Below are 24092 nucleotides of genomic sequence, written 5' to 3' on the forward strand. Positions count from 1 at the left end.
CGGCCCCGCTCCGCCGCGCTCCGGAGGCGCCGCGCGCGATCTGCGCGACCCCGCTCCGCCGCGCTCCGGAGGCGCCGCGCGCGACCCGCGCGGTCCGGCAGCGCGACCGGTGGGCATGATGCGGCAGAGCCATATACCTGTGAGTCATAAATATGACCCATAGGTATACCGCTCGTCGGAGTCATGGCCGCCCCGAGCGGTGGGCCGCGTCTGATTCCGCCGCCCTCAGCCGACGGCGGTCGCCGACGGAGGGGCGCTGCCGCCCCGGGGCGACTCCGGGGCCATCAGCCGGATGATCTCCTTCTGGTCGGCCGGCGAGGGCAGGCCCCAGTGCGGTCGGTAGCCGTACACCTCGTGCAGTGGGGTGGAGCCGGTGCGGCCGTCCAGGATCTCCACGGCGTCCGTGCCGATCAGGCCGGGGTGTTCGACGCCGCACGCCTCGGCGACCTTGGTCAGGTCCCGGCGCAGCGTCCGCAGGTAGTTGGCCGCCCGGACGGACTTGAGCGTCGGGTCGAGGCCCCGGGCCAGCCAGGCGTTCTGCGTCGCCACCCCGGTGGGGCAGGTGTCGGTGTGGCACTTCTGCGCCTGGATGCAGCCGATCGACAGCATCGCCTCCCGACCGACGTTGACCATGTCGCAGCCGAGCGCGAACGCCACGATGGCGTTGTCCGGCAGGCCGAGCTTGCCGCTGCCGACGAACACCACCTGCTCGTGCAGGTCGTGTTCGGCGAAGACCTTGTAGACCCGGGAGAAGCCCTGCTGGAACGGGAGCGACACCGAGTCGGTGAAGATCAGCGGCGCGGCGCCGGTGCCGCCCTCGCCGCCGTCGACCGTGATGAAGTCGACGCCCCGGCCGGTGTCCCGCATCAGGCTGGCCAGCTCCTGCCAGAAGCTGAGGTCGCCGACCGCCGACTTGATGCCGACGGGCAGGCCCGTCTCGGCGGCCAGCAGCTCCACCCAGTCGAGCAGGCTGTCGCAGTCGGAGAACTCGGCGTGCCGCGACGGGCTCACACAGTCCTGCCCGGCCGGGATGCCCCGGGTGGCGGCGATCTCGGCGGACACCTTCGCCCCGGGCAGCAGCCCGCCGAGGCTCGGTTTGGCGCCCTGGCTCAGCTTGATCTCCAAGGCCCGGACGGGGGCGCCGGCGACCAGGTCCTTCAGCCGGTCGAGACTGAACCGGCCGTGCTCGTCGCGGCAGCCGAAGTACGCCGTGCCGAGCTGGAAGACCAGCTCACCACCGTTGCGGTGGTACGGCGACAGGCCACCCTCGCCGGTGTTCTGCAGGCACCCGGCGAGCGCGGCCCCCTTGTTCAGGGCGGTGATGGCGTTGCCGGAGAGCGAGCCGAAGCTCATCCCGGAGATGTTGACCACCGACTCCGGTCGGAACGCGCGTGCCCGATCCCGCGCCGCGCCCAGCACCTTCGCGCACGGCAGCCGTACGTCGTGTCCGGCCGTCGGGGACGACGGCGGCACGGCCCGGCCGAACGTGCGGTGCTTGATGATCGGGTAGCCGGGCGTGTGCTCGATGTCGTTGTCCGTGCCGAAGCCGAAGTAGTTGTTCTCCTGCTTCGCCGACGCGTACACCCAGCGACGCTGGTCGCGGGTGAACGGGCGTTCCTCGTCGTTGCCGGCCACGATGTACTGCCGAAGCTCCGGCCCGATGGCCTCCAGCAGGTACCGGGCGCGGCCGAGCACCGGGAAGTTGCGCAGCAGCGCGTGGTCGCGCTGGATCAGATCCCGCGCGGCGAGTGCCGCGGCGGCGGCGGCGACGGCGGGTACGGCTCGACGGGCCCATGTCATGCTCGGCAACCTTTCCGCCCGCGCCGCCGGCCAAACCGACGCGCCGGCGACATTGCGCTGCTCAGGCCCCGGGTGCGTACTGCTGACCAGCGTCCGCCCGCGGCGGAGGCGGCACGGGATCACCCCGCGCCGCCTCCGGCGGAGGGTCAGTGGTGCGTGAACGACTGGCGGACCGTGCCGCCGACGATCGCGCACCACGTGCTCGTGCTGAGCTTGCCGTTGCGGGGCAGCCCGTGCAGCGCCTGCAGGTCCTGCACGGCCCCGCGGGTGGCGTGGTCGTACGCGCCGGTGACGGTGACCGCGTACCCCTTGGTCGCGAGGATCTCCTGGACGGCCGTGACCGGCGCGCCGGCGGCGTGCTGGTCGAGCTCGGGCGCCAGGGTCTCCCAGGTCGGCGTGGTGAGCGTGGCGTCCACGTCCACGGCGATGCCGTTGCGGGCCTGCCAGTCCTGCACGGCGGCCACGGTCGCGGCGTCGAACGTGCCGCTGACCGTCACGGCGTAGCCCCGGTAGGCCAGCAGGTGCTGCACCACCCGGACCGACGGCGAGTTGACGAACCGCCACAGATCCGGCCAGCGGCGGGCCGGCACGTCACCCAGCTTGGTGCCGAGGGCCGCGTGGACCCGCCGCCGCAGCTGCGGGAACTGCCGGTAGAACGCCGCGCCCGGGCAGTCGGTGGTGCGGAAGTCCCAGTGGCCGAAGATGTCGAAAGCGTGCAGCCCGTACTGCCGGCAGATGGCCACGCAGAGCTTGACCAGCGAGTCGGTCAGCGCCTCCGGTGGAGTCTCGGTGACGTACGTGCCCTCGTTCTCGATGCCGATGGCCCGGCCGTTCTCGCCCGGGCAGTGCGCCGAGATCATCTGGCGGTCGCCCGCTTCGAGGCGTTCCAGGCTGCCCCGGCGGCCCTCCAGCACGTAGCCGCCGCGGCTCACCGTGAAGTGCTGGCCGGTGTCCGACCAGCCGTTGCCGTCGATGTGCAGGTCCTGGCAGTCGTGGGCCAGCTTGACCGCCTGCTCGCGGGAGTAGTCGGTGACGTTCGGGAACGCCATGTGATGCACGATGATCTTGTTGGTGGGGATGGCGCTGACCGACAGCGGGTCCTTCGGCGGGCGGGCGGCCCACTCGTCGCAGCTGATGATCCAGTCCAGGTCGGTGCCGGGAGCGGCCTGCGCCGCGCCCGAGAAGGCGAGTTCGCTTCCGACGACGGCGACCGTGGCCGCGCCGAGACCGGCCCGCAGCAGCGTTCGGCGGTCCACTTCGGAATGGTCGACGTGCATGACATCTCCTCCTGCGGCCGACGGCGGGGGGATGAAAAGTAGCTCCAGTGGCCGCACGTACTCCGGAGAATATTGCCAAGACTCGTCCGCGCGCTAGACCCTCCGAGCGGGAGCGGCGTTTCCCCGTCCGCTGGTGGGGGTAGGTCGGTGGCCTACCATCCCGGCTGCTCCGCATGGAGGAACGACCCTATGAGTGACAACGTCAGCGACGCGGTGGGCGACGCCCTTCGCTCGGTGATGCTCTTCCTGCCCAAGGCCGTCGCCTTCCTGGCGATCCTGGTGGCCGGTTGGCTGATCGCCAAGGCCGTACTGAAGATCGTGGAGAAGGTCCTCGAACGCGTGGGCTTCGACCGCGCCGTCGAGCGCGGCGGCATCCGCCGGGCCCTGAACCGCTCCCGGTACGACGCCAGCGACATCGTCGCGAAGCTCGTCTACTACGCGGTGCTGCTGCTCACCCTGCAACTCGCCTTCGGCATCTGGGGGCCCAACCCGATCTCCGACCTGATCACGGCCGTGGTCGCGTGGTTGCCTCGCGCCTTCGTCGCGATCGTCATCGTCGTGGTCGCCGCCGCCATCGCCAACGCCGTCAAGGACATCATCAGCGGCGCGCTCGGCGGGCTGTCGTACGGTCGGGTGCTGGCCGGTATCGCCTCGGTGTTCATCCTCGGCCTGGGCGTCATCGCGGCGCTGAACCAGATCGGCGTGGCCACCGCGGTCACCACCCCGGTGCTGATCGCGGTGCTGGCCACTGTGGGCGGCATCCTCGTCGTCGGGGTCGGTGGCGGCCTCATCCGTCCGATGCAGAGTCGCTGGGAGGCGTGGCTGACCCGCGCCGAGCAGGAGTCGCAGCTGATCGCCACGCACGCCCGCGCCTACCGGGCCGGTCGCCGCGACGCCGAGGCCGAACTGGCCCGCTCGACGGCCGCCCGCGCCGACGCGGACGTCACCCCGGTGACGACCCCGCCGTCCGACCCGGAGGCCACGCAGGTGGTGACCCGTCCCGCCGAGGCGGACGCGACGCAGGTGACGACCCGGCCGTCCGACCCGGAGGCCACGCAGGTGGTGACCCGTCCCGCCGACAGCGTCGACGACACCACGCAGGTGGTGGCCCGTTCGACCGACCCGGACACCACGCAGGTGGTGGATCCCCACCGTGACGCCGACACGACCCAGGTGATCAGCGGCGGGGTTCCGGGCCAGCGCAGCAGCAGCGACGACAGCGAGACCACGACGGTCATCCCGCCGGTGGATCCCCACCGGCGTTGAACCTCGGCGCGACGGCGGGGCGGGATCCACGCGGATCCCGCCCCGCTCCCGTCGCGCCGGCACGCCGAAAGCGCTGGCCGGCACCCTGACGCCGGTCTACCATCGCCGACATGACCTGGCGACATTGATCCAACGCCGTAGGCCGCACCCGTGGACCGCCACGGGCACCGCACGTCCGGTGTCCGTCTCCACTCCCACGGGAAGGCCCCATGACCCACCTCGCCTCGCGCGTGCCCGACCCGGCGGTCCGCCGGCTGTCGGTGACCCTCTACGGGTACGCGTTCCTCAGTGACCTCGTCCTGCTCTACCCGCTGTACGTGGTGCTCTTCGCCGACACCGGCCTGTCGGTGGGGCAGATCTCGTCGCTGTTCGTCATCTGGTCGGCCGCCGGCATCCTGTTCGAGGTGCCGTCCGGCGCGTGGGCCGACGCGGTGTCGCGCCGGCTGCTGCTGCGCCTCGCCCCGCTGGTGACCGCCGCCGGCTACGCGCTGTGGGTGCTGATCCCGTCGTACCCGGCCTTCGCGGTCGGGTTCCTGTTGTGGGGCGCCGGCGGGGCGCTGGTGTCCGGCGCCCTGGAGGCGCTGGTCTGGACCGAACTGGACCGGCTCGGCGCCGTCGGCCGGTACGCCCGGGTGCTCGGTCGAGCCCGGACGGCGGGTGTGCTGGGCGTGGTGGTCACCGGGGTGCTCGCCGGCCCGGTGCTCGCCATCGGCGGGTACCCGGCGGTCGGCGCGGCCAGCGTGCTCGCCTGCCTGCTCGCCGCCGCCGTCGCGGCCCGCTTTCCCGAGCACCGCCCGCCGCCCGGCGCGTCACCGTCACCGCCCGCGCACGACCCGCCGCCACCGGCGTACGACCCGGCGGTTGCCGTGCCGCCCGTCGCCGCGTTGCGCGGCGATCACCCGCCCGAGTCGGCGACACCGGACGACGACGGCGACCTGACCTGGTGGGACACGCTGCGGGCCGGTGTGACGCAGGTCCGCTCCCGGCCTCCCGTGCGGGCGGCCGTCCTGCTGGTCGCTGTGGTGGCCGCCGACTGGGGCGCGCTGGACGAGTACACGCCGCTGCTGGCCGTGGACACCGGCGTCGGCGCGCAGGCCGTGCCGCTGCTGCTCCTGCTGCTGTGGGCCGGTGTCACCGTCGGTGGGCTGCTCGCCCCGGCGGGGGAGCGGCTGGGCCACCGGGGTTACGCCGTGCTGCTCGGCCTGGTCGCCGTCGCGCTGGCCGGGGGCGCTCTGGTCCGGCACCCGGCGGGTTTCGTGCTGCTCGCGGTGGCGTTCGGCGCCGCGCAACTGGCCACCGTGCTGGCCGACGCGCGGTTGCAGGCCCGGATCACCGGCACCAGTCGGGCCACCGTCACCTCGCTGGCCGGGATGGCCACCGACCTGCTGATCATCGGGACGTACGCCGGTTACGGTCTCGTCGCCACGGCGGCCGGCAACGCGGTGGCGTTCGCGGCGGCGGCCGGGGCGTACCTCGTGGTGGCGCTGGCGCTGCTGGCCCGCCGGCAACACTCCGGACCGACACCGTGACGGCTGGATCCCCACGATGACCTCGCGGCTCAGGTGTCAGGGCTGGTCGCCGTCGAGGTAGACCCAGTGGCCGGCCTCGCGGACGAACCGGCTGTGCTCGGTCAGCGTGCCCGGCCGACCCGCCTCGCGGTAGTGGGCGTGGAACGTCACCGTGCCGGTGGCGTCGAGCAGACCGCCGCGCCCGGTCTCGACGATCTCCAGCCGGGTCCACCGCTGCCCCGGGGTCAGCTCCAGTCGAGCGGGTCGGGTCGACGAGTGCCAACTGCGCAGCAGGTAGTCGGCGTCGCCGAGGGCGAAGGCGCTGAACCGGGAGCGCATCAGCGCCTCGGCCGTCGGCGCCTGGGCGGTACCGCCGTGGAGCGGGGAGCAGCAGTCGGCGTACGCCTGGCCGGAGCCGCACGGGCAGACCCGTCCGGTCGTCGCGTTCGCCCGCCGGCCACCCGTACCCCTGCCCATCCCGCCATCCTGCCGCACCGCCGGGCGCCCCGAGCGGCCGGCCGTCAGCCGTCCAGCGCCACCGGCAGGGGGACCGGCCGTTTCGCGACCCGGTCGTCCCCGGACGACCGGCCGCGCAGGTGCCGGGCCACCCAGGGCAGCAGGTGCCGGCGGGCCCAGGCCAGCTCGGCGCCGAGCACCTCGGCGCGGCGTCGCAGCGGCGCCGGCGGCAGCGGCGCCGTCCAGGAGTCGTCGAACCCGGGCAGACCGGCGGTGTACGCCAGCGCGGCGGCGATCCGCGCGTGCCCGGCGCTGTTGGCGTGCAGCCGGTCGTCGCTCCACAGCCGTGGATCGGAGGAGACCGGATGCGCTCCCAGGTCGAGCAGCGTGGCCCCGGTCTGCGCGGTGGCCGCGCGCAGGGCCTCGTTGAGTGCCAGCATCCGGCCCCGCAGCGGCCGGGCCAGCGGCATCACCGGCGCCGGGTCCGGCATGGTGAAGGTCAGGACGGTGGCGCCCTGCCCGACGAGCGCCCGCTGCATCGCCGCGACGTCCTCGGCGACCTGGTCCGCGTCGAAGGAGGGGCGCAGCACGTCGTTCATGCCGGCGACTACGGTGGCCAGGTCGGGGGCGAGATCGAGGGCCGGCTGGAGCTGCTCGGCGCGGATCCGCGCGGTGGTCCGGCCACGGATGGCCAGGTTCGCGTACTCCAGGCCGCCCTGGGCGCACGCCACCGCCAGGGCGAACCGGTCGGCCCAGCCCCGGTAGCCGCCGGCGTCGTCCGGATCGTCGAGCCCTTCGGTGGTGCTGTCGCCGATCGCCACGTACCGCTGCCACATCACCCGGGCGAGGTTAGCCCCCGCCCGGACGGTGGCGGGCCGGTGGTCGACGGGCAGTGATGGTTGACGATTCTCCCTAGACTCGCGCCATGACGCGTTCCCCCGCGATATCGCTCGCCCCGAACGTCTGGCGGATCCCCACCGTGGGGCGTTCGGCCGTCAACTCGTACGCCTTCGTCGACGACGACGGCAGTGTCACGCTCGTCGACTGCGGGCTGGCCAAAGCGCCGGCCCGGATCGTGCGCGGGTTGGCCGCGATGGGCAAGGTGCCGGCCGACGTCACCCGGATCGTGCTGACGCACGCGCACCCGGACCACGCGGGTGGCGCGGCCGAACTGGCCCGCCGCACCGGCGCCCCGGTGGCCGCGCACGCCGACGACATCCCGTACGCCGAGGCCGGCCACAACCCGCCCGCAGACCCGGCGGTGACCGGCGGCCGGTTCTTCACCCGGGTGGCCGGCGGCCGGTTTCCCGCCGTGCGGGTGGCGCAGCCGCTCGCCGACGGCGACGTGCTCGACGTCGGCGGCGGCCTGCGGGTGGTGCACACCCCCGGGCACTCGCCCGGTCACGTGTCGCTGCTGCACGAACCGACCCGACTGCTGATCACCGGGGACGCGCTGTTCAACGTGCTCGGCGTCCGCTGGTCACCGAAGTTGCTGTGCAGCGATTTCCGGATGACCCGGCAGACCTCCCACGTGCTCGGGGAGCTGGAGTACGACATCGCCGCGTTCACCCACGGCCCGGAGCTGACCGACCGCCCGCGGGAGCGGATCCGCGCCTTCCTGACCCGCCCGCGCTGACCCGCCCGCGCTGACCGCTCGCGGCCGCGATGCCCACCATCGCGCCGCGGCTCAGAGCCAGCCGGAGCGGCGGAACAGGCGGTACAGGGCGAGGGCCGCCGCCGCCATCAGGGCCAGGGCCCCGGCGTAGCCGTAGCGCCACGCCAGCTCGGGCATGTGGTCGAAGTTCATGCCGTAGACGCCGGCGATGCCGGTCTGGGTGGCCGCGATGGCCGCCCACGCGGCGATCTTGCGCATGTCGTTGTTCTGCTCGACGGCGAGCTGCGCCAACCGGGACTGCACGATCGAGGTGAGCAGGTCGTCGTACGCCGCCACCCGGTCCACCGCCCGGGCCAACCGGCCGTCCACGTCCACGAACCAGCGGTGCAGGGCACGCGGCGGCCCGTCGGCGCCCGGGTCGAGCAGCATCCGCATGGGCGTCTGCAGGGGCAGCACCGCCCGCTTGAACTCCACCACCTCCCGCTTGAGCTGGTAGATGTGCTGGATGTCGGCCGAACGGTCGCGGGCGAACACCGCCTCCTCGACCCGCTCCAGGTCCCGCTCCACGTGCCCGGCCACCTCCAGGTACGTGTCGACCATCCGGGCGCAGACCGCGTACGCCACCGCCCAGGGTCCGGCGGCCAGCAGCGCGGGGCGGCGCTCGATGTCGGCGCGGACGTCGCGCAGCGCACCGGCGGCGCCGTGCCGCACGGTGACGGCGAACCGGTCGCCGAGCAGCACCATCACGTCGCCGGTGTCGATCACCTCGGAGGTGTCGGTCAGCTCGGCGTGCTCCACGTACCCGGCGGTGCGCAGCACCAGCAGGGTGACCGGCCCGTGCCGCTGCACGGTGGGCCGGTGCCCGTCGGCGAGCGCCTGCTCGACGGTCAGCTCGTCGAGGCCGAAGGTGCGCCCCACGGCGGCGAGCACGGCCGGCCCCGGCTCGTGCAACCCCAGCCAGACGAAGGCGCCGCGGCCCCGGCGGGCACGGGCGTACGCGTCGGCGTAGTGCGGCCGGCCCGGCTCCCGTCGGCCGTTGACGTAGACGGCACAGTCGACCACGGCGTCCGGATTGGATCGGCGGGGCGTGGGAGAGTCGCCGTCGGGGCGGCCGAGCAGTCGCCGGGCCAGGGCGCGTACGCCTCGACCGGCCCGGTCCCGTACCGCTCGCTGATCCACGACGCGCCCCCTCCCGCGCACCGACGCGGCCACGGTGCTCGCAGGGCATGGTGCCACCGGATTCTGCCCAGCGGCGTCCGGCTCCCGACAGCGGGGGCCGTCGGCTCAGGCGGTGCGGGTGGCGAAGACGACGATGTTGTCCACGTAGTTGCCGGTCGCGTCGTCGAACCGGCCGCCGCAGGTGATCAGGCGCAGCCCGGCGGCGTCCGCCGGGCCGTAGACCAGGCCGCTGGGGAAGCGGTCCTTGGGGTACGCGTGGACGCCGTCCACTGTGAACGTGGTGACCCGCGCGTCGGCGCGGGTGACCTGGATCTCCTGGCCGGCGCGCAGTCGACCCAGGTCGAAGAAGACCGCCGGGCCGGCCGGGGAGTCGACGTGTCCCACCAGGACGGCGTTGCCGGTCTCTCCGGGGCTGACCCCGTATCGGTACCAGCCGGCGAGGGTCGGCTTGTCCAGCGGGGGGACTTCCAGCACCCCGGCGGCGTCCACGCCGACGGCGACGATCTCCGCGCGTACACCGATGGCCGGAATCTGGACCCGGACGGGCGCGGCGCGGGGCAGCGGGGCCAGGTCCGGCGCGGGCCGGGTGTGTGTCGGCGCGTCGACCGGCGGGCGTGGGGGACGCGCCGGCTCGGCGGTGAGGCCGACGGTGATCAGCCCCAGCCCGGACACGCCGAGCAGGGCGACCACCGCCGGCAGGGTCCGTCGCCTCCACACGTGCTGACCTCCGTAGGGATCGTCGGGGTGCCCGTGCCGGTGTCACCGGCACGGGCACCCGTCCTCAGGGATGGAGCGCGTCGCCGGTCAGGCGACGGTGGACACCGGACGACGCCGGCGGAACAGGAGCACCGCGCCCGCGGCGGCGGTGCCGAGCAGGGTGCCTCCGGCGGCGAGGGCGCCCGCGTCGCGACCGTCGCGGTTGTCGCCGCCCGAGCCGGCCTGGGCGCCACCGATCGGGGTGACGGTGAACGTGGCGCTGCCCGCCGAGCTGCCGTCGCCGCAGGTCGCGGCCACCGTGTACGTGCCGAGGGTGAACCCGGCGGTGAACAGTTCGGCGCTGAGGCCGCCGCCGGCGGCGGCCGTGGTGGATCGGACGTTCTCGTCGCGGTTGGGTCCGGTGACCCGGAAGATGACGTCACCCGACTTCGGGTTGCAGGTCGTCGCGGTGAGCACGACGGTTCCTCCGACCGGCGTGGTGGCCGGTGACACGACGGTGTCGGCCAGTGCGGCGCCCGGCAGCAGGAGCGTGCCGAGGCCCACGCCGAGCGCCGCAGAGCAGAGTGCTGTTGAGACCTTCATACGCGTCTTCCCTCACTTTTCGTCCGCTGACTGCGTGGGACGTCGTTCGGGTGGCCAACTCCGTGACTAGCACCGGTGTGCCCAACACTAGGTCGGTTGGGACCCCGATCAGGTGAAAATGAGAAACCTTCGTTGCCGTCACGTGTCCACCCGAAGGCGGGGGAGAGCAGCGCTTGGACCCGGACGGCCCGAGGGGTGCCGGTGCTCCGATCGATGTCCGCTCGGGTCGGGCTGTCGCGGCTGGGCCGATGGCGAGGTATGGCCCAACCACGGCGGGAATGCCCGCCGGCCCGCTCAGCCGGCCCGCTCGGCCGGTGCCGGTTCGGGCATCGGCTCGCCGGTCTCCAGGAGGGTCTTGAGGCTGGCCAGCAGCTCCGGCCAGCCGCCGCTGCCGTCGAGTTGACCGCTGATCGCCCGGTGCATCTCGCTGTCCGGGGAGAAATCGTGGTGGATGACGGTCAACCGGACGGCCGAGGGCCCGTGCGGCTCGATCTCGAAGGTCACCGTCGACCGGCGCTCGCCGAGCCGAGCGGCCAGCTCCTCGGTGGACCAGCCGAAGTGCTCGGCGTGCTCGGGTTGGAAGCCGTGCCAGCTGTAGGAGAGGCGACGGTATGGCTCGGCGACCAGCACCCGCTGGCCGAGATCGCGAGGCTCGCCCTCCGGCGCGTCCTGCCACAGCACCGGTGATCCGACCTGCCAGTCGGACACCAGCGCGACCCCACCCCAGTAGCGGCGGGTGAACGCGGGCTCCGTCAGCGCGGCCCACAGTCGCTGCGGGGTGGTGGTGACGTATGTCGTGTAGACGAACGTGGGGCTTGCCATGGGCTGTTCCTCCAATGCGGTGCTCAGGTCGGCGAGCGCTGCCGCCCGCTGCCGGTCGTAGCGGCTCAGCCACCGGTCGGCGATGGCGTTGATCGGGGCGGCGTTGAGGAAGTGCACCTTCTCCCGGCCGCGCCGGACGGTCGTCACCAGGCCGGCTGCCTCCAGCACCGACAGGTGCTTGCTGACCGCCTGCCGGGTCGTCGGCAACCCGTCGCAGAGTTCTCGCAGGGTCTGGCCGTTGCGTGCGTTGAGCCGGTCGAGCAGCCGCCGTCGGCTGGGATCGGCCAGTGCCCGGAACGCCTCGTCCATCCGCCGCCCCCCTGAAAAGCAACCATTCGGTTGCCGATAGCTTAGGCAACCGAATGGTTGCGTGTCAACCTCGCGCGGGGTCGAGTGGCCGGAGCGGCGTGTGCGGCCGCCGGGGCGGTGTGGCAGCGTGGTGCGGTGACCGATTCCGCCCCGCTCGACGTCGATCTCGCGCTGCTCGGCGGCGGGGGCGCCGCCTCGCTGCTGCTCGCCGCGCTGGACCGGCACGGTGTCCGCGACCTGCGGATCGCCGTCGTCGACCCGGTGCGACGGCGCGGCCAGGACCGCACCTGGGCGTTCTGGGGCGACCCGAGCGCCGACCTCGACCCGCTGCTGAGCGCGAGCTGGCGGCAGGTCGAGGTGGCGACGCCCGCGCGGCGCCGCGTCCTCGACCTGACCCCGCTGCGGTACGCCATGCTGCGCTCCGGCCCGGTCTACGACCGGGCTGCCGAGGCCGAGCGTCGGCTGGACGCCGTCCGGATCGTCGCCCCGGCCGAGACGGTGACCGACGACGGCACCCGGGTGGTCGTCCGCACCGGCGACGGGCGTGTCGTACGGGCCGGCTGGGTGCTCGACTCCCGCCCCCGCCCACCCGCGCGAGCGGGGCGGACGACCTGGTTGCAACACTTCCGCGGCTGGTGGCTGGAGTCCGACCGCCCGGCGTTCGACCCGCGGCGGGCGGTGCTCATGGACTTCCGCACCCCGCAGCCCGCCCGGGGCGTCTCCTTCGGCTACGTGCTGCCGGTCAGCGACCGGTACGCCCTGGTCGAGTACACCGAGTTCTCACCCGGCCTGCTCACCGACGCCGGGTACGACAGGGCGCTGGCCGGCTACCGCGACCTGCTCGGGCTCGACCCGGCGGGGCTGCGGGTCCGCGAGGTGGAGAACGGGGTGATCCCGATGACCGACGCGCCGTTCTCGGCCCGGCCCTCGCCGCGCGTCGTCCGCCTCGGCACGGCCGGGGGCGCGACCCGCCCCTCCACCGGCTTCACCTTCTCCGCCATGTACCGCCAGGCCGACCAGGTGGCCCGCGCGCTCGCCGCCAACCAGCCGCCAGTGCCGAAGGCCGCGTACCCGGCCCGGCACCGCTGGATGGACGCGGTGGCGCTGCGCGCGCTGGACCGGGGCGGCGTCGGCGGTCCCGAGTTCTTCGATCGGCTCTTCGACCGCAACCCGCCCGAGCGGGTCCTGCGCTTCCTCGACGGCGTCACCACCCCCGCCGAGGAGATCGCGATCATGAACTCCACTCGACTGCTGCCGATGATCGCCGCCACGGCCGGCGACGCGGCGCACCGCGTGCGCGACCGGCTGCGGCCCGCCCGGCCCGCGCCGGCCATCCCGGCGGCCGTGGTGGGCCGGCCGCTCCGGCCCGTCGCCGACTCGGAAACCTGACCCGGGCCGGTCAGCGCCGGGCGGTCACCCGGTCGCGGATCAGCACGCGCAGGTCCTCCATCGGGTCACCGTCACCGGCCCCGAGCAGCGTCTTCGTCGCCGCGATAGTCAACCCCAGCTCCGGGTACGCGTACGCGAGGCTGCCGCCGCTGCCGGCCGCGCCGAACGAACCGTCGTCGTCCACCGCGTACCCGAGGCCCCAGGTCGCCTCCTGCCCGAACACCCACTCCGGTCCGGGCGGCCCGTCCAGCGTCGTCGCCTCCCGCAGCCGGGCCGGCGAGATCAGCCGGACACCGTCCACCTCGCCGATCAGCGCCGCGAGCATCCGTGCCGCCGCCCGCGCGGTCACGGTGCCGGTGGCCGGCACATCGGCGGCCAGGACGTCGGCGCGGCTGCCGACCTGCGCACCCGGTCGGACGCCCGCCGGGGCGACCCGGTCGAAGTTCGGCAGGTTGGCACTCGCGTAGTCGAACAGCGCCGCCATGTTGCGGTCCTCGACACGGGCCAGCCGGCCCAGCTCGGCCGCCGGAACACCGAGGTACAGCTCGTCGGCCACACCGAGTGGCCCGGCCACGTCCTCAGCGAGCACCGCCGAGACGCGCCGGCCGGTCACCCGGCGGACCACCTCACCGACCAGCCAGCCGAAGGTCCACGCGTGGTACGCCTTCACCTCGCCGGGTGGGGCGATCGGCTCCGCGTCGGCCACGACGGCGCACATCCGGTCCCAGTCGGTGAAGTCCTCCGGCGTCACGTCGGCGGGCAGGACGGGCACGCCGGCGGTGTGGGTGAGCGCGTGCCGGAGGGTGATCCGCTCCTTGCCGTGCCGGGCGAACTCCGGCCACACGTCGGCGATCCGCAGGTCGTAGTCCAGCTCGCCGCGCTCGGCCAGCACGTGTACCACGGTCGAGGTGACGGCCTTACCGGTGGACGCGCTCCAGACCGGGGTGTCCGCCCCCAGTGCCCGGCCGGTGGCCCGGTCGGCGATCCCGGCCTGCACCGTCAGGATCGGCTCGCCGTCGAGGTACGCGGCGACCTGCACCCCGGATTCCCGGCCGCTGGCGATCAGCTCGTCGATCGTCTGCCGTACGTCGGCCCGCAGGCCGTCCCAGTTCCCGTCCACGGTCGTCGACTCTGACAGAGCAGGCAGCGATCGCGCGCATGATTATCGGCCACCGGCGCGACCTGCGCGGTGCCCTCAGTCGGTGAGCAGCCGCCCCCGCAGCCGAGTGGTCAACGACTCGTCCACGCCGAGACGGTCGGTGGCGTAGCCGACCACCGACCCGTACGCGGCGGTCAGGTCGGCCAGGAAGTGCCGGATGACGGCTTCGGGGGCGCGACCGTACCCGGGCCAGCGCAGCTCGCGGTCGGGGTTCAGGGCCCGCCAGTCGGCGATGAGGCGCTCGGTGGCCAGCTCGGTGCGCGTGAAGTCGGCGACGATCTGTTCCTCGTCGACGCCCAGCAGGGCCAGCAGCAGCGCGGCCAGCAGGCCGGTGCGGTCCTTGCCGGACGCGCAGTGGAAGGCCAGCGGCGCGTCGGCGGCGGCGATCACCTCCAACGCCTGGCGCAGCTCGGCGACCCCGTCCTCGGCGACCTCGGCGTACCGGTTGGCGAGGTAGCGCCACGGGTCGACGTTCTCCTCGATCGTCGCCTGATCGTAGGGGCGGTGCTCGATGCTGAGGTTGTGCCAGGCCAGCCCGTCGATCTGTGGTGCTCGACCCCGTGCGGCGATCTCCCACGGATACCGCAGGTCGATCACCGTACCGACGCCGAGGGCGTGGAACCGGTCCAGGTCGGCGCCCGCCAGCTTGCCCAGCGAGTCCGAGCGGTAGAGCAGGCGCCAGCGGACCGTACGCCCGTCGTCGGTGCGGTGACCACCGAGGTCGCGGAAGTTGTGCAGACGGTCGAACGCGACGTGCCGGTCCATCCGGCAGACCCTAGTGCCTCCGGCCCCGGCGTGGCGGCCCCCGACGGGCCAGCGCGAGGTCACCGCCCGGTAGGTTGCCTGCCATGGTGGACGCGGCGGCCGGCAGGGGCGTGCAGATCTGGACCGACGGGGCGTGCAGCGGCAACCCCGGACCGGGCGGCTGGGGCGCCCTGCTGCGCTACGGCGACCACGAGCGGGAGCTGTGCGGTGGCGAGGCGACCCCGACGACCAACAACCGGATGGAGCTGATGGCGGCCATCCAGGCCCTGGAGAGCCTGAACCGGCCCGTCACGGTCGAGCTGCACACCGACAGCACCTATGTGCGTAACGGCATCACGAGCTGGCTGGCGTCGTGGAAGCGAAACGGCTGGCGGACGGCCGCGAAGCAGCCGGTCAAGAACGCCGACCTGTGGCAGCGGCTGGAGGCGGCCTGCGAGCGGCACGAGGTCACCTGGCTGTGGGTGAAGGGGCACAACGGTCACCCGGAGAACGAGCGCGCCGACGGTCTGGCCAACAAGGGCATGACCGAGGCGCGGGCGGCGCTGGCGAGCCGCTAGGTCGTCCGCTCGGTTCGGCGGGTCGCGTCGGGGTGCCCCGGCATGCTCGACCCGCCGCCGCTGCTGCCGGAGGAGCCGCCGGTCATGCCCGAGCTGTTGTCCTCGGTGACGATGTCCGGTGGCACGTCGGTGTCGGCCGGCGGCGGGACCTCGGTGTCCGCCTCGACCTGCACCAACGGCACCTGGCCTGCCTCGTCCTCGCTGTGCTGCGGGTCGCCCGGCAGCTCACCGTCGCGCTTTCGGTAGCCCACGCCGTGCCCCCCGTCGATGCCGGTCCGCGTCGGCCGTGGCTACCCGGCGTCGTCACCCACGAAACCTCGCGCGGCGGCAGCAGCCGTCTGGGTGAGCGGGGCCGGCTCCGGCGCGGCGCTCGGCAGGCGCAGGGACCGCCGACGGGTGTGGGGCCGGCCGGAGCCGCCGTGCCCGCGTACCGCGCGGCTCGTCGCACCGCCGTCAGCGGCGGCGGCCCCGGCGGGTCGGGGCGGCGGCCCGCGCGGGGCGGCGTACCGGTGTGAGCGCCAGCGCCGTCCAGTGTGCCGGCCGGGTCAGCGTCGCCGGCAGCCCGGTGCGGACGTCCCCCCGGGCGGCGTCCACCTGAGCCTGGTGCAGGAACAGGGTGGCTCGTAGGTCCGCGCCGCGCAGGTCGGCCCCGCGCAGGTCGGCGCCCGTGACGTCGGCCAGACCCAGGTCGACGCCGCGCAGGTCGGCGCCGACCAGCAGCGCGCCGCGCAGGTTGGCCCGGCGCAGGTCCACCCGGCGCAGGTCCGCCCCGAGGAGCTGCGCCCCCCGCCGGTCGATCCCGCCGGGGGAGCGGGCCGCGTCACTGACCTGCGACAGGAGCGGGTTGACGCGGGCCCGGTGCGCGTCGACGTCCACGGTGCCCAGCCGCGCCGGGTCGCTCTCGGCGAGCGCGGTCAGCTCGGCGCGGGCGTGCTCCAGCTCGGCGCGCAGCGCGGCCGGTGGGCGCAGCGACACCGCCTCGCCGAGATACCAGAGCAGTTCGTGCAGCGGACGCAGCACCGTGAACGCCTCGGCCATCGCGGGCAGTGTCTCCGGGGCGTCCCGCCAGTCCCGGCCACCGAAGGTGACCTGGGCGACCTGCTGCCCGGCCCCGAAGCAGTCGAAGACCGTGCACCCGGCGAACCCCCGCTCCCGCAGCTCCGTGTGGATGCCGCAGCGGTGGTCCGGGCGCAGGTTCGGGCAGGCCCGTCCGGCCGGCTTGTCGATGGCGAAGTCGGCCGACGCGGCGAAGGCGGGAACGACGCAGCACAACCCGAAACAGCGCGCGCAGTCGGCGCGCAGCTGCGCCGACTGCGACGGCGGCGCGGGATGGGTCGACACGGGGAAACGGTCCTCCTGGCGATCGAGGCGACGACCCCCATTGTCCCGCGCCTCATCCCGACCCAGTGGGTCGGGGGTCACCGTCCGTGCGCGTCGCCGGCCGTCGCGGAGCGAGGAGCGGGGGTACGCGAACCGTCCGGCGGCGGCACCAGCCGGCGGATCTCCCGCTGCCCGTCGCCGCCGTACTTCTGGTCGAAGTGCCTGCGTACGGTGGCGGCCGGCGTGCGGTCCCCGTCGACCGGCTCGGCCAGGGCGAACACCTTCGGGGCGCCGCCCGGCGCGCGCGGTGGCAGCACGGCCCGCACGGTCAGCGGCCCGGTCACCTTGAACACACCGCAGTCGACGTAGTGCTGCCCCTCCACACTCACGTAGGGCACCTGCACCTCGACCACGTCGGAGTCGTCGTGGCGCAGCGTGACGGCGACCGACCAGTACCGCTCCAGGTTGACCGTCGCCTGCTCGTGCTCCCACAGCTCCTCGAAACGGGCGTGCACGAACCCGCCCCAGGGGCTGTCCATGTCGACCTCGAGCTGGGGCACGTTGAACGACAGCTTCCCGATCGGGAAGAACGAGATCAGCGCCCGGCTGTCCCACTGGTAGAGCTGGATCGACGGGGACGCGTCGTAGAGCCGAACCTGCAACCGGTGCCGCAGTCGGGCGTCGAGCGAGTCCTGGAACAGCGCCAGGTGCCGCAGGTTGGTGCGGATCTGGCGCGGTACGTCCACCCGCTGCCGCTCCAACTCCTCCGAGCGCTGCTGCGCGGCCGTGCAGTCCGGGTCCAGCAGGAGCAACTGCACCTGCGCGCCGTTGGCGAGCGCCGCCCGCACCCCCCGCAGCGCCTCCTCGCGTTGCGTGTCCTCCAGCAGGATCGTCCAGGTGTCGAGGATCCGTACCCGGCGTCCGGAGCGGTGCAGCCGGGTCACGAAGGCGTGCTGGTCGAAGCTCAGGTGCTCCTGCACCCGCGCCCTGCGGGCCTCCTCGAACAGCGGGTCGAAGATGACGTACGAGATGGCCGCGAGGACCACGCTGGAGCCGATGTTGAGCAGCAGGTCGCTGAGGAAACCGCTGCTGCGCCAGGCGGCCAGCAGCAGCACGAGGGCGATCCCGAGCAACGCCCCACCGACGCCGAAGGCACGTCGTTGTCGGCCGCCACGGTCGCCCCGACCAGCCCAGTCGGGCATCCGGTCCCCTTCCGTCCTGGCCCCGCCGATCATCGAGATGCGGAGGATACGTGCCGGCTTTGCCGCTCGCTGTCCCGTTCGCGACCGACGGGTTCGCCGGCCGGGCCGTCTCGACCGCTTCTCAGGTGACGGTAACGGGGCAGGGCGACTGCGGAGGGTAGGGGTGGATGGACGACGACGAACGCGAGAAGGCCCTGCTCGCCGCCCTGACTGAGCTGACGACCCTCAGACCCGTCGCCAGTCGTCGGTGGTCAACGCGGCGGCCTGCGGGCCCATCAGCAGCATGCCGCCGTCGACGGGCCAGGACGCCCCGGTGACGTAGCTGGCGGCGGGGGAGGCGAGCAGCGCGACCACGGCCGCCACCTCCCGGGCGTCGCCGGGTCGTCCCACCGGCACGCCGGGCCGCTCCTGGGTGAACGGGTCGACGTCCTCCTGACCGGTCATCGGCGTGGCGATCTCGCCCGGAGCGACGGCGTTGACGGTGATCCCGTCGGCGGCCAACTCCTGGGCCATCACCCGGGTCAGCAGCCCGAGGCCACCCTTCGCGGCGCAGTACGCGGCGGAACCCACCCGGGGCGCGTGCTCGTGCACGCTGGTGATGCTGATGATCCGTCCGCCGGCGCCGGCGGCCCGCATCCGTCGCGCGGCCCGCTGCGCGCACAGGAAGGGCGCGTCGAGGTCCACGGCGAGCACCTCGCGCCACTGGTCCCAGCCGGTGTCGACGAACGGCGTCGAGATGCCCGTGCCGGCGTTGTTGACCAGCACCCCGATGCCGCCGAGCCGGTCGGCCAGCTCGTCGATCACCGCGGCCGCGTCCGGCAGGCGGGTGAAGTCCACCTCGGCGACCTCGCACCGCCGCCCGGTGGCGCGGACCTCGGTCGCGGTCCGCTCGGCGCCGTCGGGATCGCCGTACCAGGTGATGCCGATGTCGAAGCCGGCCTCGGCCAGGGCGACCGCGCTGGCCTTGCCGATACCGGAGTCCGCGCCGGTGACCACGGCGATCCTCGGGTAGTTGTCGTATCGCTGGGGCATGGCTGCGCAGTACCCCGACCGGGTGGGGCGTACCGTCGCCGCACGCGGATCACCCGATTCACACTCCTGCGTCCGCGTCGAAACCATCCCCGGCTACCGCCACCTCACCCCCGGCGACGATGCCTGACCGGGTACGCCGACGGCCGCCGGCACGTGGAAACGGGGCGTGGCGGCGGTGAGCACGGCGGACGTCGCCGGTGCGCCCCACCCGTCGGTCAACTCGGCCACCAGCGTGGCGACCAGGCCGGTCACGTCAGCTTCGGCGTCGGTGTGCAGCGCCTCGGCGACGATCAGCACGGACGAGGTGCCGGCCCGCACGGCGGAATAGCCGCTCTGCCGGTTGACCCAGCGCCGTGCGTGGGCCCGTCCGGAGGCGTCGGCGTAGGTCACCTCGCCCGGCTCGGGATGCTCGGTGTCGCTGGCGAAGCTGAGGTACTCCTCGTCGCCGTGCGCCGGCCGGACCACCAGGTCGCCGTCGACCCGGTCCAGGTCGAGAACGGCGATGGGGATGGCGTAGGCCGCCGAGACGGCGTTGCAGAGATCGACCAGCGGGTGCACGCGGGGCAGTTCGCCGTCCAGACGTAGCCGGCGCAGCAGGGCTTCGGCCGCGCACCGGTACTTGGTGGGTCGTAATCCCATGGCCGCGTACGCCCGCCGCCACGCCTGGATCTCCCCGAAGGTGCTCTCGGCGCCGTCGGCCAACCGCTTCCGGGCGAGGGCGAGGTAGCCGGCCGTGCGCTGCGCCACGTCGGCCGTGGCGGTGATCCCGGTCGCGTGCACCACGCCGGCGACCAGGTCGGGATGTGCGGCGCGAAGCTGCGCCGAGTGCTCGAACTGCATCAGGCTCCCTATCGTTCGGTGAGGGCGAGCGTCACGCCGAGCGCGACGAACGTGCCGGCGACGGACCGGCGCAGCCAGTCGGTGACGCGGGGGCGGGTCAGCACCCGGTCCCGCAGGCGGGCGGCGAAGACGCCGTAGCCGCTGAACACCACGAAGGTGAGCAGCATGAACACCACGCCGCAGGCGAGCATCGCCCGGGCCGAGCCCGGGGCGGTGGTGTCCACGAACTGCGGGAGGAACGCGACGAAGAACAGCGTCGGCTTCGGGTTGAGCAGGTTGACCAGCACACCGGAGACGATCACCCGGGCCGCCGAGCGGGGTGGGCGTTCGCTCGTCGCCGCGAAGGCGCTGCGGTCGCGGATCGTCGACCAGCCCAGATAGAGCAGGTAGCCGACGCCCAGGTACCGGACGGCCTCGAACGCCGTGGCGTTCGCCTGCAACAGCGCCGCCAGCCCGGTCAACGCCGCCAGCAGATGCGGCACCACGCCCAGCGTGCAGGCGAACGCGGCCAGCACGCCGGCCCGGGCGCCCCGGGACAGTCCGGCGGAGACGGTGAAGAACACCCCGGTGCCGGGGGTGATCACCACGATCAGGGCGGTGATCAGAAAGGGGATGCTCACGGTCGTCCTCCGGCGGAGTCGGGCGGGGTGTCTACGGCCCACTCTGCTGCCAAGATGGTCCGGTGAGCAGGGCCAAAGCGAACGACTCCGAGAGGTCCATAACGGCCGGGTCGGATTTTCTGCACCTCACCGTCGCCGACGCGCCCCCCGGCGGGCGTGCCGACTGGCTCGCCGGCCGGCTACGCCAGGCGATCGCCGAGGGGCGGGTGCCGATCGGCGCTCGACTCCCCGCCACCCGGGTGCTCGCCGCCGACCTCGGCGTCTCCCGGGGCGTGGTCACCGAGGCGTACCAGCGGCTCACCGAGGAGGGGCATCTCACCGGCCGGGGCCGGGCCGGAACGGTGGTCGTCGGCGCCCCGGGGGCGCCGCCCGCGCCGCCGCCCGCCCCGGCCGCGCCGGCGGAACCGGCCGCGCTCTTCCCACCGACGCCCGGCAGCGACATCTTCGACGCGGTACGCGCGGCCCGCGCGACGATCGACCTGACTCCCGGCGTACCCGACCTGACCGCCTTTCCCCGCGCGGACTGGCTGCGGTCGGAACGGGCCGTGCTCCGCCGTGTCGCCGCGGCGGACCTCGGTTACGGCGACCCGTGCGGCGCGCCCGCGCTGCGCGGGGCCGTCGCCACCTGGCTGGCCCGCAACCGGGGCATCACCGTCGACCCGGTCGACGTGATCATCGTGGCCGGGGTGTCCCAGGCGGTCGGGCTCCTCGCCCAGGCGCTCCGCCCGGCCGGCATCGATCGCATCGCGGTCGAGGAGCCGGGCTCGCTCGGCGTACGGCAGCACCTGAACAACTGGCAGGTCGTCACCCCGCCGATCAGCGTGGACGACGCCGGGCTGCGCGTCGACGAACTGGTCGCCAGCGGCCTGCGCGCGGTGTTGCTCACGCCCGCGCACCAGTTCCCGACCGGCGTGGTGCTCGACGGTGACCGGCGCCGCCAACTCCTCGACTGGGCGCGGGCCGGCGGTCTGATCATCGAGGACGACTACGACGCCGAGCACCGCTACGACCGGCCCCCGGTGCCGGCGCTGCGGGGCCTGCTGCCCGAGCAGGTCTGCTACGCCGGAAGCGTGTCCAAACTGCTCGCCCCGGCGCTGCGGGTCGGCTGGCTGCTCGTGCCGAGGCGATTGCGGGCGGCGGTGGTGGCCGCCAAACGCAACGCCGATCTGGGCAACGCGGTGCTGCCGCAGCTGGTCCTGGCGGAGCTGATGACCTCCGGCGCGCTGGAGCGGCACCTGCGGCTGCTGCGCCGCCGGCACACCCGCCGCCGGGACGCGATGATCGCCGCCCTGGCCCGGCACCTGCCGACTGCCACGGTGCACGGCGCCGCGGCCGGGCTGCACCTGACGATCACCCTGGACGACGCCGCCGTGGCGGACACGGAGGTGGCGGCGGCGACGCTGGCGCGCGGGGTGAAGGTGCAGCCCCTGTCCTGGCACTGCCAGCGGCCACACCGGCCCGGCCTGGTGCTCGGCTACGCGGCCCGGACGGCGACGGAGATCGACGAGGGCGTCGCCGCCATCGCCGCCGCGCTGCGGCCGACCGGTCGGCCGGCTCGCTCAGCCCAGGAAGAGCTGGACGAGCACGAGCACGGCCAGCAGCGCCGGCCCGCGTGAGCCCTGGCGCAGCAGGTCGACCGGGACCATCCCGAACGGCGTGTTGACCGTCGCGCCGCCGTAGTTGATCGGCGGGCGGGTGCCGGCCCGCCAGGCGGCGGCCACCACCCCGACCGCCAGCGTCGGCGCGAGCCAGGTCGGTCCGGCGTCGAGGGTCGGCAGACTCGGCAGGGTCAGCAGCCACCACACGCCCGCGCCGACCGCCGGCACCACCACGTGGATTCCGCGCAGCGCCGCGTCGCTGCCACCGAGCGCCCGGCGCAGCCCGGGTGACCGACTGACCGCGCGCAGGCCACCGGTGAGCCGGTCGGTGGCGAAGTAGGCGAACACCACCTGAGTGGCCCCGGCGAGCCCCGGCAGGGCGAGCGCGGCGGCGTACTGGACGCCGATCAGCCCGGCCCAGATCAGCAGGGCGCTGGGGTGGCGGCGCAGTCGGCGTACGTCGGCCTGCAGCAGCGCCCACCACGCCGGGCCGGGCAGGAAGCGGCGGCTGCGGACCCGGCCGATGCGCCGCCACCGCCGGCTCTCCACCAGGCTGGTGAGCATGCTCGGGTCGAGCAGGATCGTGGCCGTCGCGGCGGCGTTGGCGAACTGCGCGCCGGTCGTCAGCGTGGCCCGGTCCACCCGGGGCAGCGCGCGCACGGCGAGAACCGTGCCGAGGACCGCGAGGGGCACCCCGACCGCGACCAGCGCGCCGGTCGGCAGCGCCGCCGGCCGGGGCAGTTCGTCGCCGAGGCGACCGGCGATCACCACCACTGTCGCGACGACGGCGGCCGTCACCATCGGCGCCGCCCCGACCACCGTCGGCCAGCGGCGGCCCGCCCGGCTGCTCTGGGCGACGACGCTCAGGGCGAGCGCGGCGGCGCCCCACCCGGCGCCGGCCGCCGCGGCCCAGCCCACCGCACCCAGCTGGGTGACGCCGCCCAGCACGGCCACGGCGACCGCGAGCAGCGCCGTGCCGGCCGCCGCGCCCGCCAGCAGGACGCCGAGGCGCGGCGCCAGCCAGGCCCGCCGGTCGACCGGGGCGCTGGTCACCCAGCTCTGGGTGGCCGGGGTCACCAGCAGCGGGCCGAGCGCGCGCAGACCCCGCCAGGCGAGCCCCGCGCCAGCCAGCAGCGCGGCGACCGCCAGCCACCAGCGCACCCCCTCGTCGGCGCGGCCGACGGTGGGGGAGACCAGCACGTCGCGGCTGGCGCTGACCGCGAACCAGCCGTACATGCCCACGAAGAGCACGATGACGTACGCGTCGCCCAGCACGTCGCCGAGGGAATGCTCGTGGTGGCGGCGGCGGGCCCGGCGCAGGTGCGTACGCACCTGCCGGGCGGTGGGCAGTCCGGCGGGTGTCTCGGCGATCGTGGCCGGCGGGGCGCTCACCGACCGATCTCGATCCGCTCGTCGACCACCGCGTCGATCAGCTCCGGGTCGTGCGAGGCCAGCAGCACGGCGGTGCCGGCGTCCCGTTCCCGGCGCAGCCGGTCGGCCAGCCACTGCCGGCCGCGTACGTCCAACCGCTGCTCCGGCTCGTCCAGGATCAGCACCCGTCGTGGGCGTACGAAGCACGACGCTAGCGCCAGTCGGCGGCGCTGCCCACTGGACAGGGTCACCGGCAGCTGGTCGCGGGCCGGTTCCAGGCCCAGCTCGGCGAGCACCTCCTCGACCGGCTCGGCGTCGCCCCCGTGGGCGTACGCGACCAGCTCCAGGTGCTCGACCACCGACAGGTCGGGGAAGAAGTCGATGTCGTCCAGGGCGGCCGCGACCAGCGCCCGCACCTGCGGATCGGTCTCGTCGGCCCGGCGGCCCTGCACCAGCACCTCACCGGCGTCCGGACGGTCGGCGCCGACCACGCACCGCAGCAGGGTGGTCTTGCCGCTGCCGTTGGGGCCCAGCAGCACCGCGATCCGACCCGCCGCCAGCGTGAAGCTCACGTCGTCGAGCACGACCAGGTTGCCGAAGTTGCGGCTGAGTCCCCGCACCGAGAGAGCGTCCACGGTCACACACTCTCCCAGACCCGTGCCACCGGCCAACGCGAGCGATGGACATCACGCCGGCCCGGCGGGCCAC

24 protein-coding genes are annotated in these 24092 nt (G+C 74.1%); 6 read left to right on the top strand and 18 right to left on the bottom strand.

Going from position 1 to position 24092, the window contains the following annotated elements; all coding sequences use genetic code 11:
• Positions 1-225: 225 nt before the first annotated feature.
• Both ABZT87_RS18500 and ABZT87_RS18505 read right to left on the bottom strand, forming a co-directional pair.
• The gene (locus ABZT87_RS18500; RefSeq protein ID WP_355136862.1) at positions 226-1800 is read right to left on the bottom strand and encodes an FMN-binding glutamate synthase family protein; all 1575 of its coding nucleotides are present in this window, start codon (positions 1798-1800) and stop codon (positions 226-228) included.
• Between the two features lie 146 nt (positions 1801-1946).
• Positions 1947-3077, bottom strand: a complete 1131-nt coding sequence (locus ABZT87_RS18505) for an N-acetylmuramoyl-L-alanine amidase (RefSeq protein ID WP_354861263.1) — start codon at positions 3075-3077, stop codon at positions 1947-1949.
• 189 nt (positions 3078-3266) lie between these two features.
• On the opposite strand from ABZT87_RS18505, the gene ABZT87_RS18510 reads away from it, so the two are divergent.
• Together ABZT87_RS18510 and ABZT87_RS18515 are read left to right on the top strand one after the other, a co-directional pair.
• Entirely contained in the window at positions 3267-4343 is a 1077-nt protein-coding gene (locus ABZT87_RS18510; RefSeq protein WP_355136864.1) for a hypothetical protein, read from the top strand.
• Between the two features lie 209 nt (positions 4344-4552).
• A complete protein-coding gene (locus ABZT87_RS18515) occupies positions 4553-5872 on the top strand; it encodes an MFS transporter (RefSeq protein WP_355136866.1) in 1320 nt (439 codons plus the stop codon).
• A gap of 36 nt (positions 5873-5908) precedes the next feature.
• Here the strand turns inward: ABZT87_RS18515 and ABZT87_RS18520 are convergent, their stop codons facing one another.
• Both ABZT87_RS18520 and ABZT87_RS18525 read right to left on the bottom strand, forming a co-directional pair.
• Positions 5909-6328 (bottom strand): YchJ family protein, encoded by a 420-nt coding sequence (locus tag ABZT87_RS18520; RefSeq protein WP_355136867.1) that lies wholly within the window; start codon positions 6326-6328, stop codon positions 5909-5911.
• Between the two features lie 44 nt (positions 6329-6372).
• Positions 6373-7143 carry an SGNH/GDSL hydrolase family protein gene (locus tag ABZT87_RS18525; RefSeq protein ID WP_355137123.1) on the bottom strand — a complete coding sequence of 257 codons (771 nt, stop codon included), beginning with the start codon at positions 7141-7143 and terminating at the stop codon, positions 6373-6375.
• A gap of 89 nt (positions 7144-7232) precedes the next feature.
• Here ABZT87_RS18525 and ABZT87_RS18530 point away from each other — a divergent pair, with 89 nt between their 5' ends.
• Positions 7233-7943 (top strand): MBL fold metallo-hydrolase, encoded by a 711-nt coding sequence (locus tag ABZT87_RS18530; RefSeq protein ID WP_355136869.1) that lies wholly within the window; start codon positions 7233-7235, stop codon positions 7941-7943.
• Positions 7944-7994: 51 nt separating this feature from the next.
• Here ABZT87_RS18530 and ABZT87_RS18535 read toward each other — a convergent pair whose 3' ends face one another.
• The 4 genes from ABZT87_RS18535 to ABZT87_RS18550 all read right to left on the bottom strand — a co-directional run bounded on the left by ABZT87_RS18535 (position 7995) and on the right by ABZT87_RS18550 (position 11531).
• Positions 7995-9101 carry a magnesium and cobalt transport protein CorA gene (locus ABZT87_RS18535; RefSeq protein WP_355068274.1) on the bottom strand — a complete coding sequence of 369 codons (1107 nt, stop codon included), beginning with the start codon at positions 9099-9101 and terminating at the stop codon, positions 7995-7997.
• A 105-nt stretch (positions 9102-9206) separates the two neighbouring features.
• Positions 9207-9818 carry a class F sortase gene (locus tag ABZT87_RS18540; RefSeq protein ID WP_355136871.1) on the bottom strand — a complete coding sequence of 204 codons (612 nt, stop codon included), beginning with the start codon at positions 9816-9818 and terminating at the stop codon, positions 9207-9209.
• 87 nt (positions 9819-9905) lie between these two features.
• Positions 9906-10400 carry a hypothetical protein gene (locus ABZT87_RS18545; RefSeq protein ID WP_355136873.1) on the bottom strand — a complete coding sequence of 165 codons (495 nt, stop codon included), beginning with the start codon at positions 10398-10400 and terminating at the stop codon, positions 9906-9908.
• A 294-nt stretch (positions 10401-10694) separates the two neighbouring features.
• Entirely contained in the window at positions 10695-11531 is an 837-nt protein-coding gene (locus ABZT87_RS18550; protein ID WP_355068280.1) for a metalloregulator ArsR/SmtB family transcription factor, read from the bottom strand.
• A 135-nt stretch (positions 11532-11666) separates the two neighbouring features.
• Here ABZT87_RS18550 and ABZT87_RS18555 point away from each other — a divergent pair, with 135 nt between their 5' ends.
• Positions 11667-12920, top strand: a complete 1254-nt coding sequence (locus tag ABZT87_RS18555; RefSeq protein ID WP_354861280.1) for a lycopene cyclase family protein — start codon at positions 11667-11669, stop codon at positions 12918-12920.
• A 10-nt stretch (positions 12921-12930) separates the two neighbouring features.
• Here ABZT87_RS18555 and ABZT87_RS18560 read toward each other — a convergent pair whose 3' ends face one another.
• On the bottom strand, positions 12931-14040 hold the full coding sequence (locus ABZT87_RS18560) for a serine hydrolase domain-containing protein (protein ID WP_354861282.1): 1110 nt from the start codon (positions 14038-14040) through the stop codon (positions 12931-12933).
• Between the two features lie 75 nt (positions 14041-14115).
• Positions 14116-14844 carry a tyrosine-protein phosphatase gene (locus ABZT87_RS18565; RefSeq protein ID WP_355136875.1) on the bottom strand — a complete coding sequence of 243 codons (729 nt, stop codon included), beginning with the start codon at positions 14842-14844 and terminating at the stop codon, positions 14116-14118.
• A gap of 83 nt (positions 14845-14927) precedes the next feature.
• On the opposite strand from ABZT87_RS18565, the gene rnhA reads away from it, so the two are divergent.
• Entirely contained in the window at positions 14928-15401 is a 474-nt protein-coding gene (rnhA, locus tag ABZT87_RS18570) for a ribonuclease HI (RefSeq protein WP_007459445.1), read from the top strand.
• Here the strand turns inward: rnhA and ABZT87_RS18575 are convergent.
• From ABZT87_RS18575 to ABZT87_RS18600, 6 genes are all read right to left on the bottom strand, one after another.
• The gene (locus ABZT87_RS18575) at positions 15398-15652 is read right to left on the bottom strand and encodes a preprotein translocase YidC (RefSeq protein WP_355068283.1); all 255 of its coding nucleotides are present in this window, start codon (positions 15650-15652) and stop codon (positions 15398-15400) included. The two genes, rnhA and ABZT87_RS18575, sit on opposite strands and share 4 nt — an antisense overlap.
• A gap of 202 nt (positions 15653-15854) precedes the next feature.
• Positions 15855-16742 carry a pentapeptide repeat-containing protein gene (locus ABZT87_RS18580; protein ID WP_355136877.1) on the bottom strand — a complete coding sequence of 296 codons (888 nt, stop codon included), beginning with the start codon at positions 16740-16742 and terminating at the stop codon, positions 15855-15857.
• Positions 16743-16819: 77 nt separating this feature from the next.
• On the bottom strand, positions 16820-17923 hold the full coding sequence (locus tag ABZT87_RS18585; protein ID WP_355136879.1) for a DUF5919 domain-containing protein: 1104 nt from the start codon (positions 17921-17923) through the stop codon (positions 16820-16822).
• A 225-nt stretch (positions 17924-18148) separates the two neighbouring features.
• Positions 18149-18955: an SDR family oxidoreductase gene (locus ABZT87_RS18590; protein WP_355136881.1), complete on the bottom strand. Its 807-nt coding sequence runs from the start codon at positions 18953-18955 to the stop codon at positions 18149-18151.
• Between the two features lie 93 nt (positions 18956-19048).
• On the bottom strand, positions 19049-19795 hold the full coding sequence (locus ABZT87_RS18595) for a phenylalanine--tRNA ligase beta subunit-related protein (protein WP_355136883.1): 747 nt from the start codon (positions 19793-19795) through the stop codon (positions 19049-19051).
• Between the two features lie 8 nt (positions 19796-19803).
• Positions 19804-20415, bottom strand: coding sequence for a LysE family translocator (locus ABZT87_RS18600; RefSeq protein ID WP_355136885.1), 612 nt, complete (start codon positions 20413-20415; stop codon positions 19804-19806).
• Positions 20416-20477: 62 nt separating this feature from the next.
• Here ABZT87_RS18600 and ABZT87_RS18605 point away from each other — a divergent pair, with 62 nt between their 5' ends.
• Positions 20478-22031: a PLP-dependent aminotransferase family protein gene (locus tag ABZT87_RS18605; RefSeq protein WP_355136887.1), complete on the top strand. Its 1554-nt coding sequence runs from the start codon at positions 20478-20480 to the stop codon at positions 22029-22031.
• Here the strand turns inward: ABZT87_RS18605 and ABZT87_RS18610 are convergent.
• Positions 21975-23405 carry a DUF6297 family protein gene (locus ABZT87_RS18610; RefSeq protein WP_355136889.1) on the bottom strand — a complete coding sequence of 477 codons (1431 nt, stop codon included), beginning with the start codon at positions 23403-23405 and terminating at the stop codon, positions 21975-21977. The genes ABZT87_RS18605 and ABZT87_RS18610 overlap by 57 nt on opposite strands.
• Positions 23402-24025, bottom strand: coding sequence for an ABC transporter ATP-binding protein (locus tag ABZT87_RS18615; RefSeq protein ID WP_355068297.1), 624 nt, complete (start codon positions 24023-24025; stop codon positions 23402-23404). The genes ABZT87_RS18610 and ABZT87_RS18615 overlap by 4 nt, the downstream gene beginning before the upstream one ends.
• Positions 24026-24092 lie beyond the last annotated feature (67 nt).

This window comes from Micromonospora sp. NPDC005237 (assembly GCF_040607775.1).
GTDB lineage: Bacteria > Actinomycetota > Actinomycetes > Mycobacteriales > Micromonosporaceae > Micromonospora.

Bases quoted from the DNA above. Each gene is read 5' to 3' on its own strand.
- ABZT87_RS18545 (WP_355136873.1), bottom strand. From the start codon at position 10,400: ATGAAGGTCTCAACAGCACTCTGCTCTGCGGCGCTCGGCGTGGGCCTC.
- ABZT87_RS18520 (WP_355136867.1), bottom strand. From the start codon at position 6,328: ATGGGCAGGGGTACGGGTGGCCGGCGGGCGAACGCGACGACCGGACGG.
- ABZT87_RS18550 (WP_355068280.1), bottom strand. From the start codon at position 11,531: ATGGACGAGGCGTTCCGGGCACTGGCCGATCCCAGCCGACGGCGGCTG.
- ABZT87_RS18590 (WP_355136881.1), bottom strand. From the start codon at position 18,955: ATGCCCCAGCGATACGACAACTACCCGAGGATCGCCGTGGTCACCGGC.
- ABZT87_RS18525 (WP_355137123.1), bottom strand. From the start codon at position 7,143: ATGTGGCAGCGGTACGTGGCGATCGGCGACAGCACCACCGAAGGGCTC.
- ABZT87_RS18505 (WP_354861263.1), bottom strand. From the start codon at position 3,077: ATGCACGTCGACCATTCCGAAGTGGACCGCCGAACGCTGCTGCGGGCC.
- ABZT87_RS18510 (WP_355136864.1), top strand. From the start codon at position 3,267: ATGAGTGACAACGTCAGCGACGCGGTGGGCGACGCCCTTCGCTCGGTG.
- ABZT87_RS18565 (WP_355136875.1), bottom strand. From the start codon at position 14,844: ATGGACCGGCACGTCGCGTTCGACCGTCTGCACAACTTCCGCGACCTC.
- ABZT87_RS18530 (WP_355136869.1), top strand. From the start codon at position 7,233: ATGACGCGTTCCCCCGCGATATCGCTCGCCCCGAACGTCTGGCGGATC.
- ABZT87_RS18515 (WP_355136866.1), top strand. From the start codon at position 4,553: ATGACCCACCTCGCCTCGCGCGTGCCCGACCCGGCGGTCCGCCGGCTG.
- ABZT87_RS18595 (WP_355136883.1), bottom strand. From the start codon at position 19,795: ATGCAGTTCGAGCACTCGGCGCAGCTTCGCGCCGCACATCCCGACCTG.
- ABZT87_RS18500 (WP_355136862.1), bottom strand. From the start codon at position 1,800: ATGACATGGGCCCGTCGAGCCGTACCCGCCGTCGCCGCCGCCGCCGCG.
- rnhA (WP_007459445.1), top strand. From the start codon at position 14,928: ATGGTGGACGCGGCGGCCGGCAGGGGCGTGCAGATCTGGACCGACGGG.
- ABZT87_RS18585 (WP_355136879.1), bottom strand. From the start codon at position 17,923: ATGCCCGACTGGGCTGGTCGGGGCGACCGTGGCGGCCGACAACGACGT.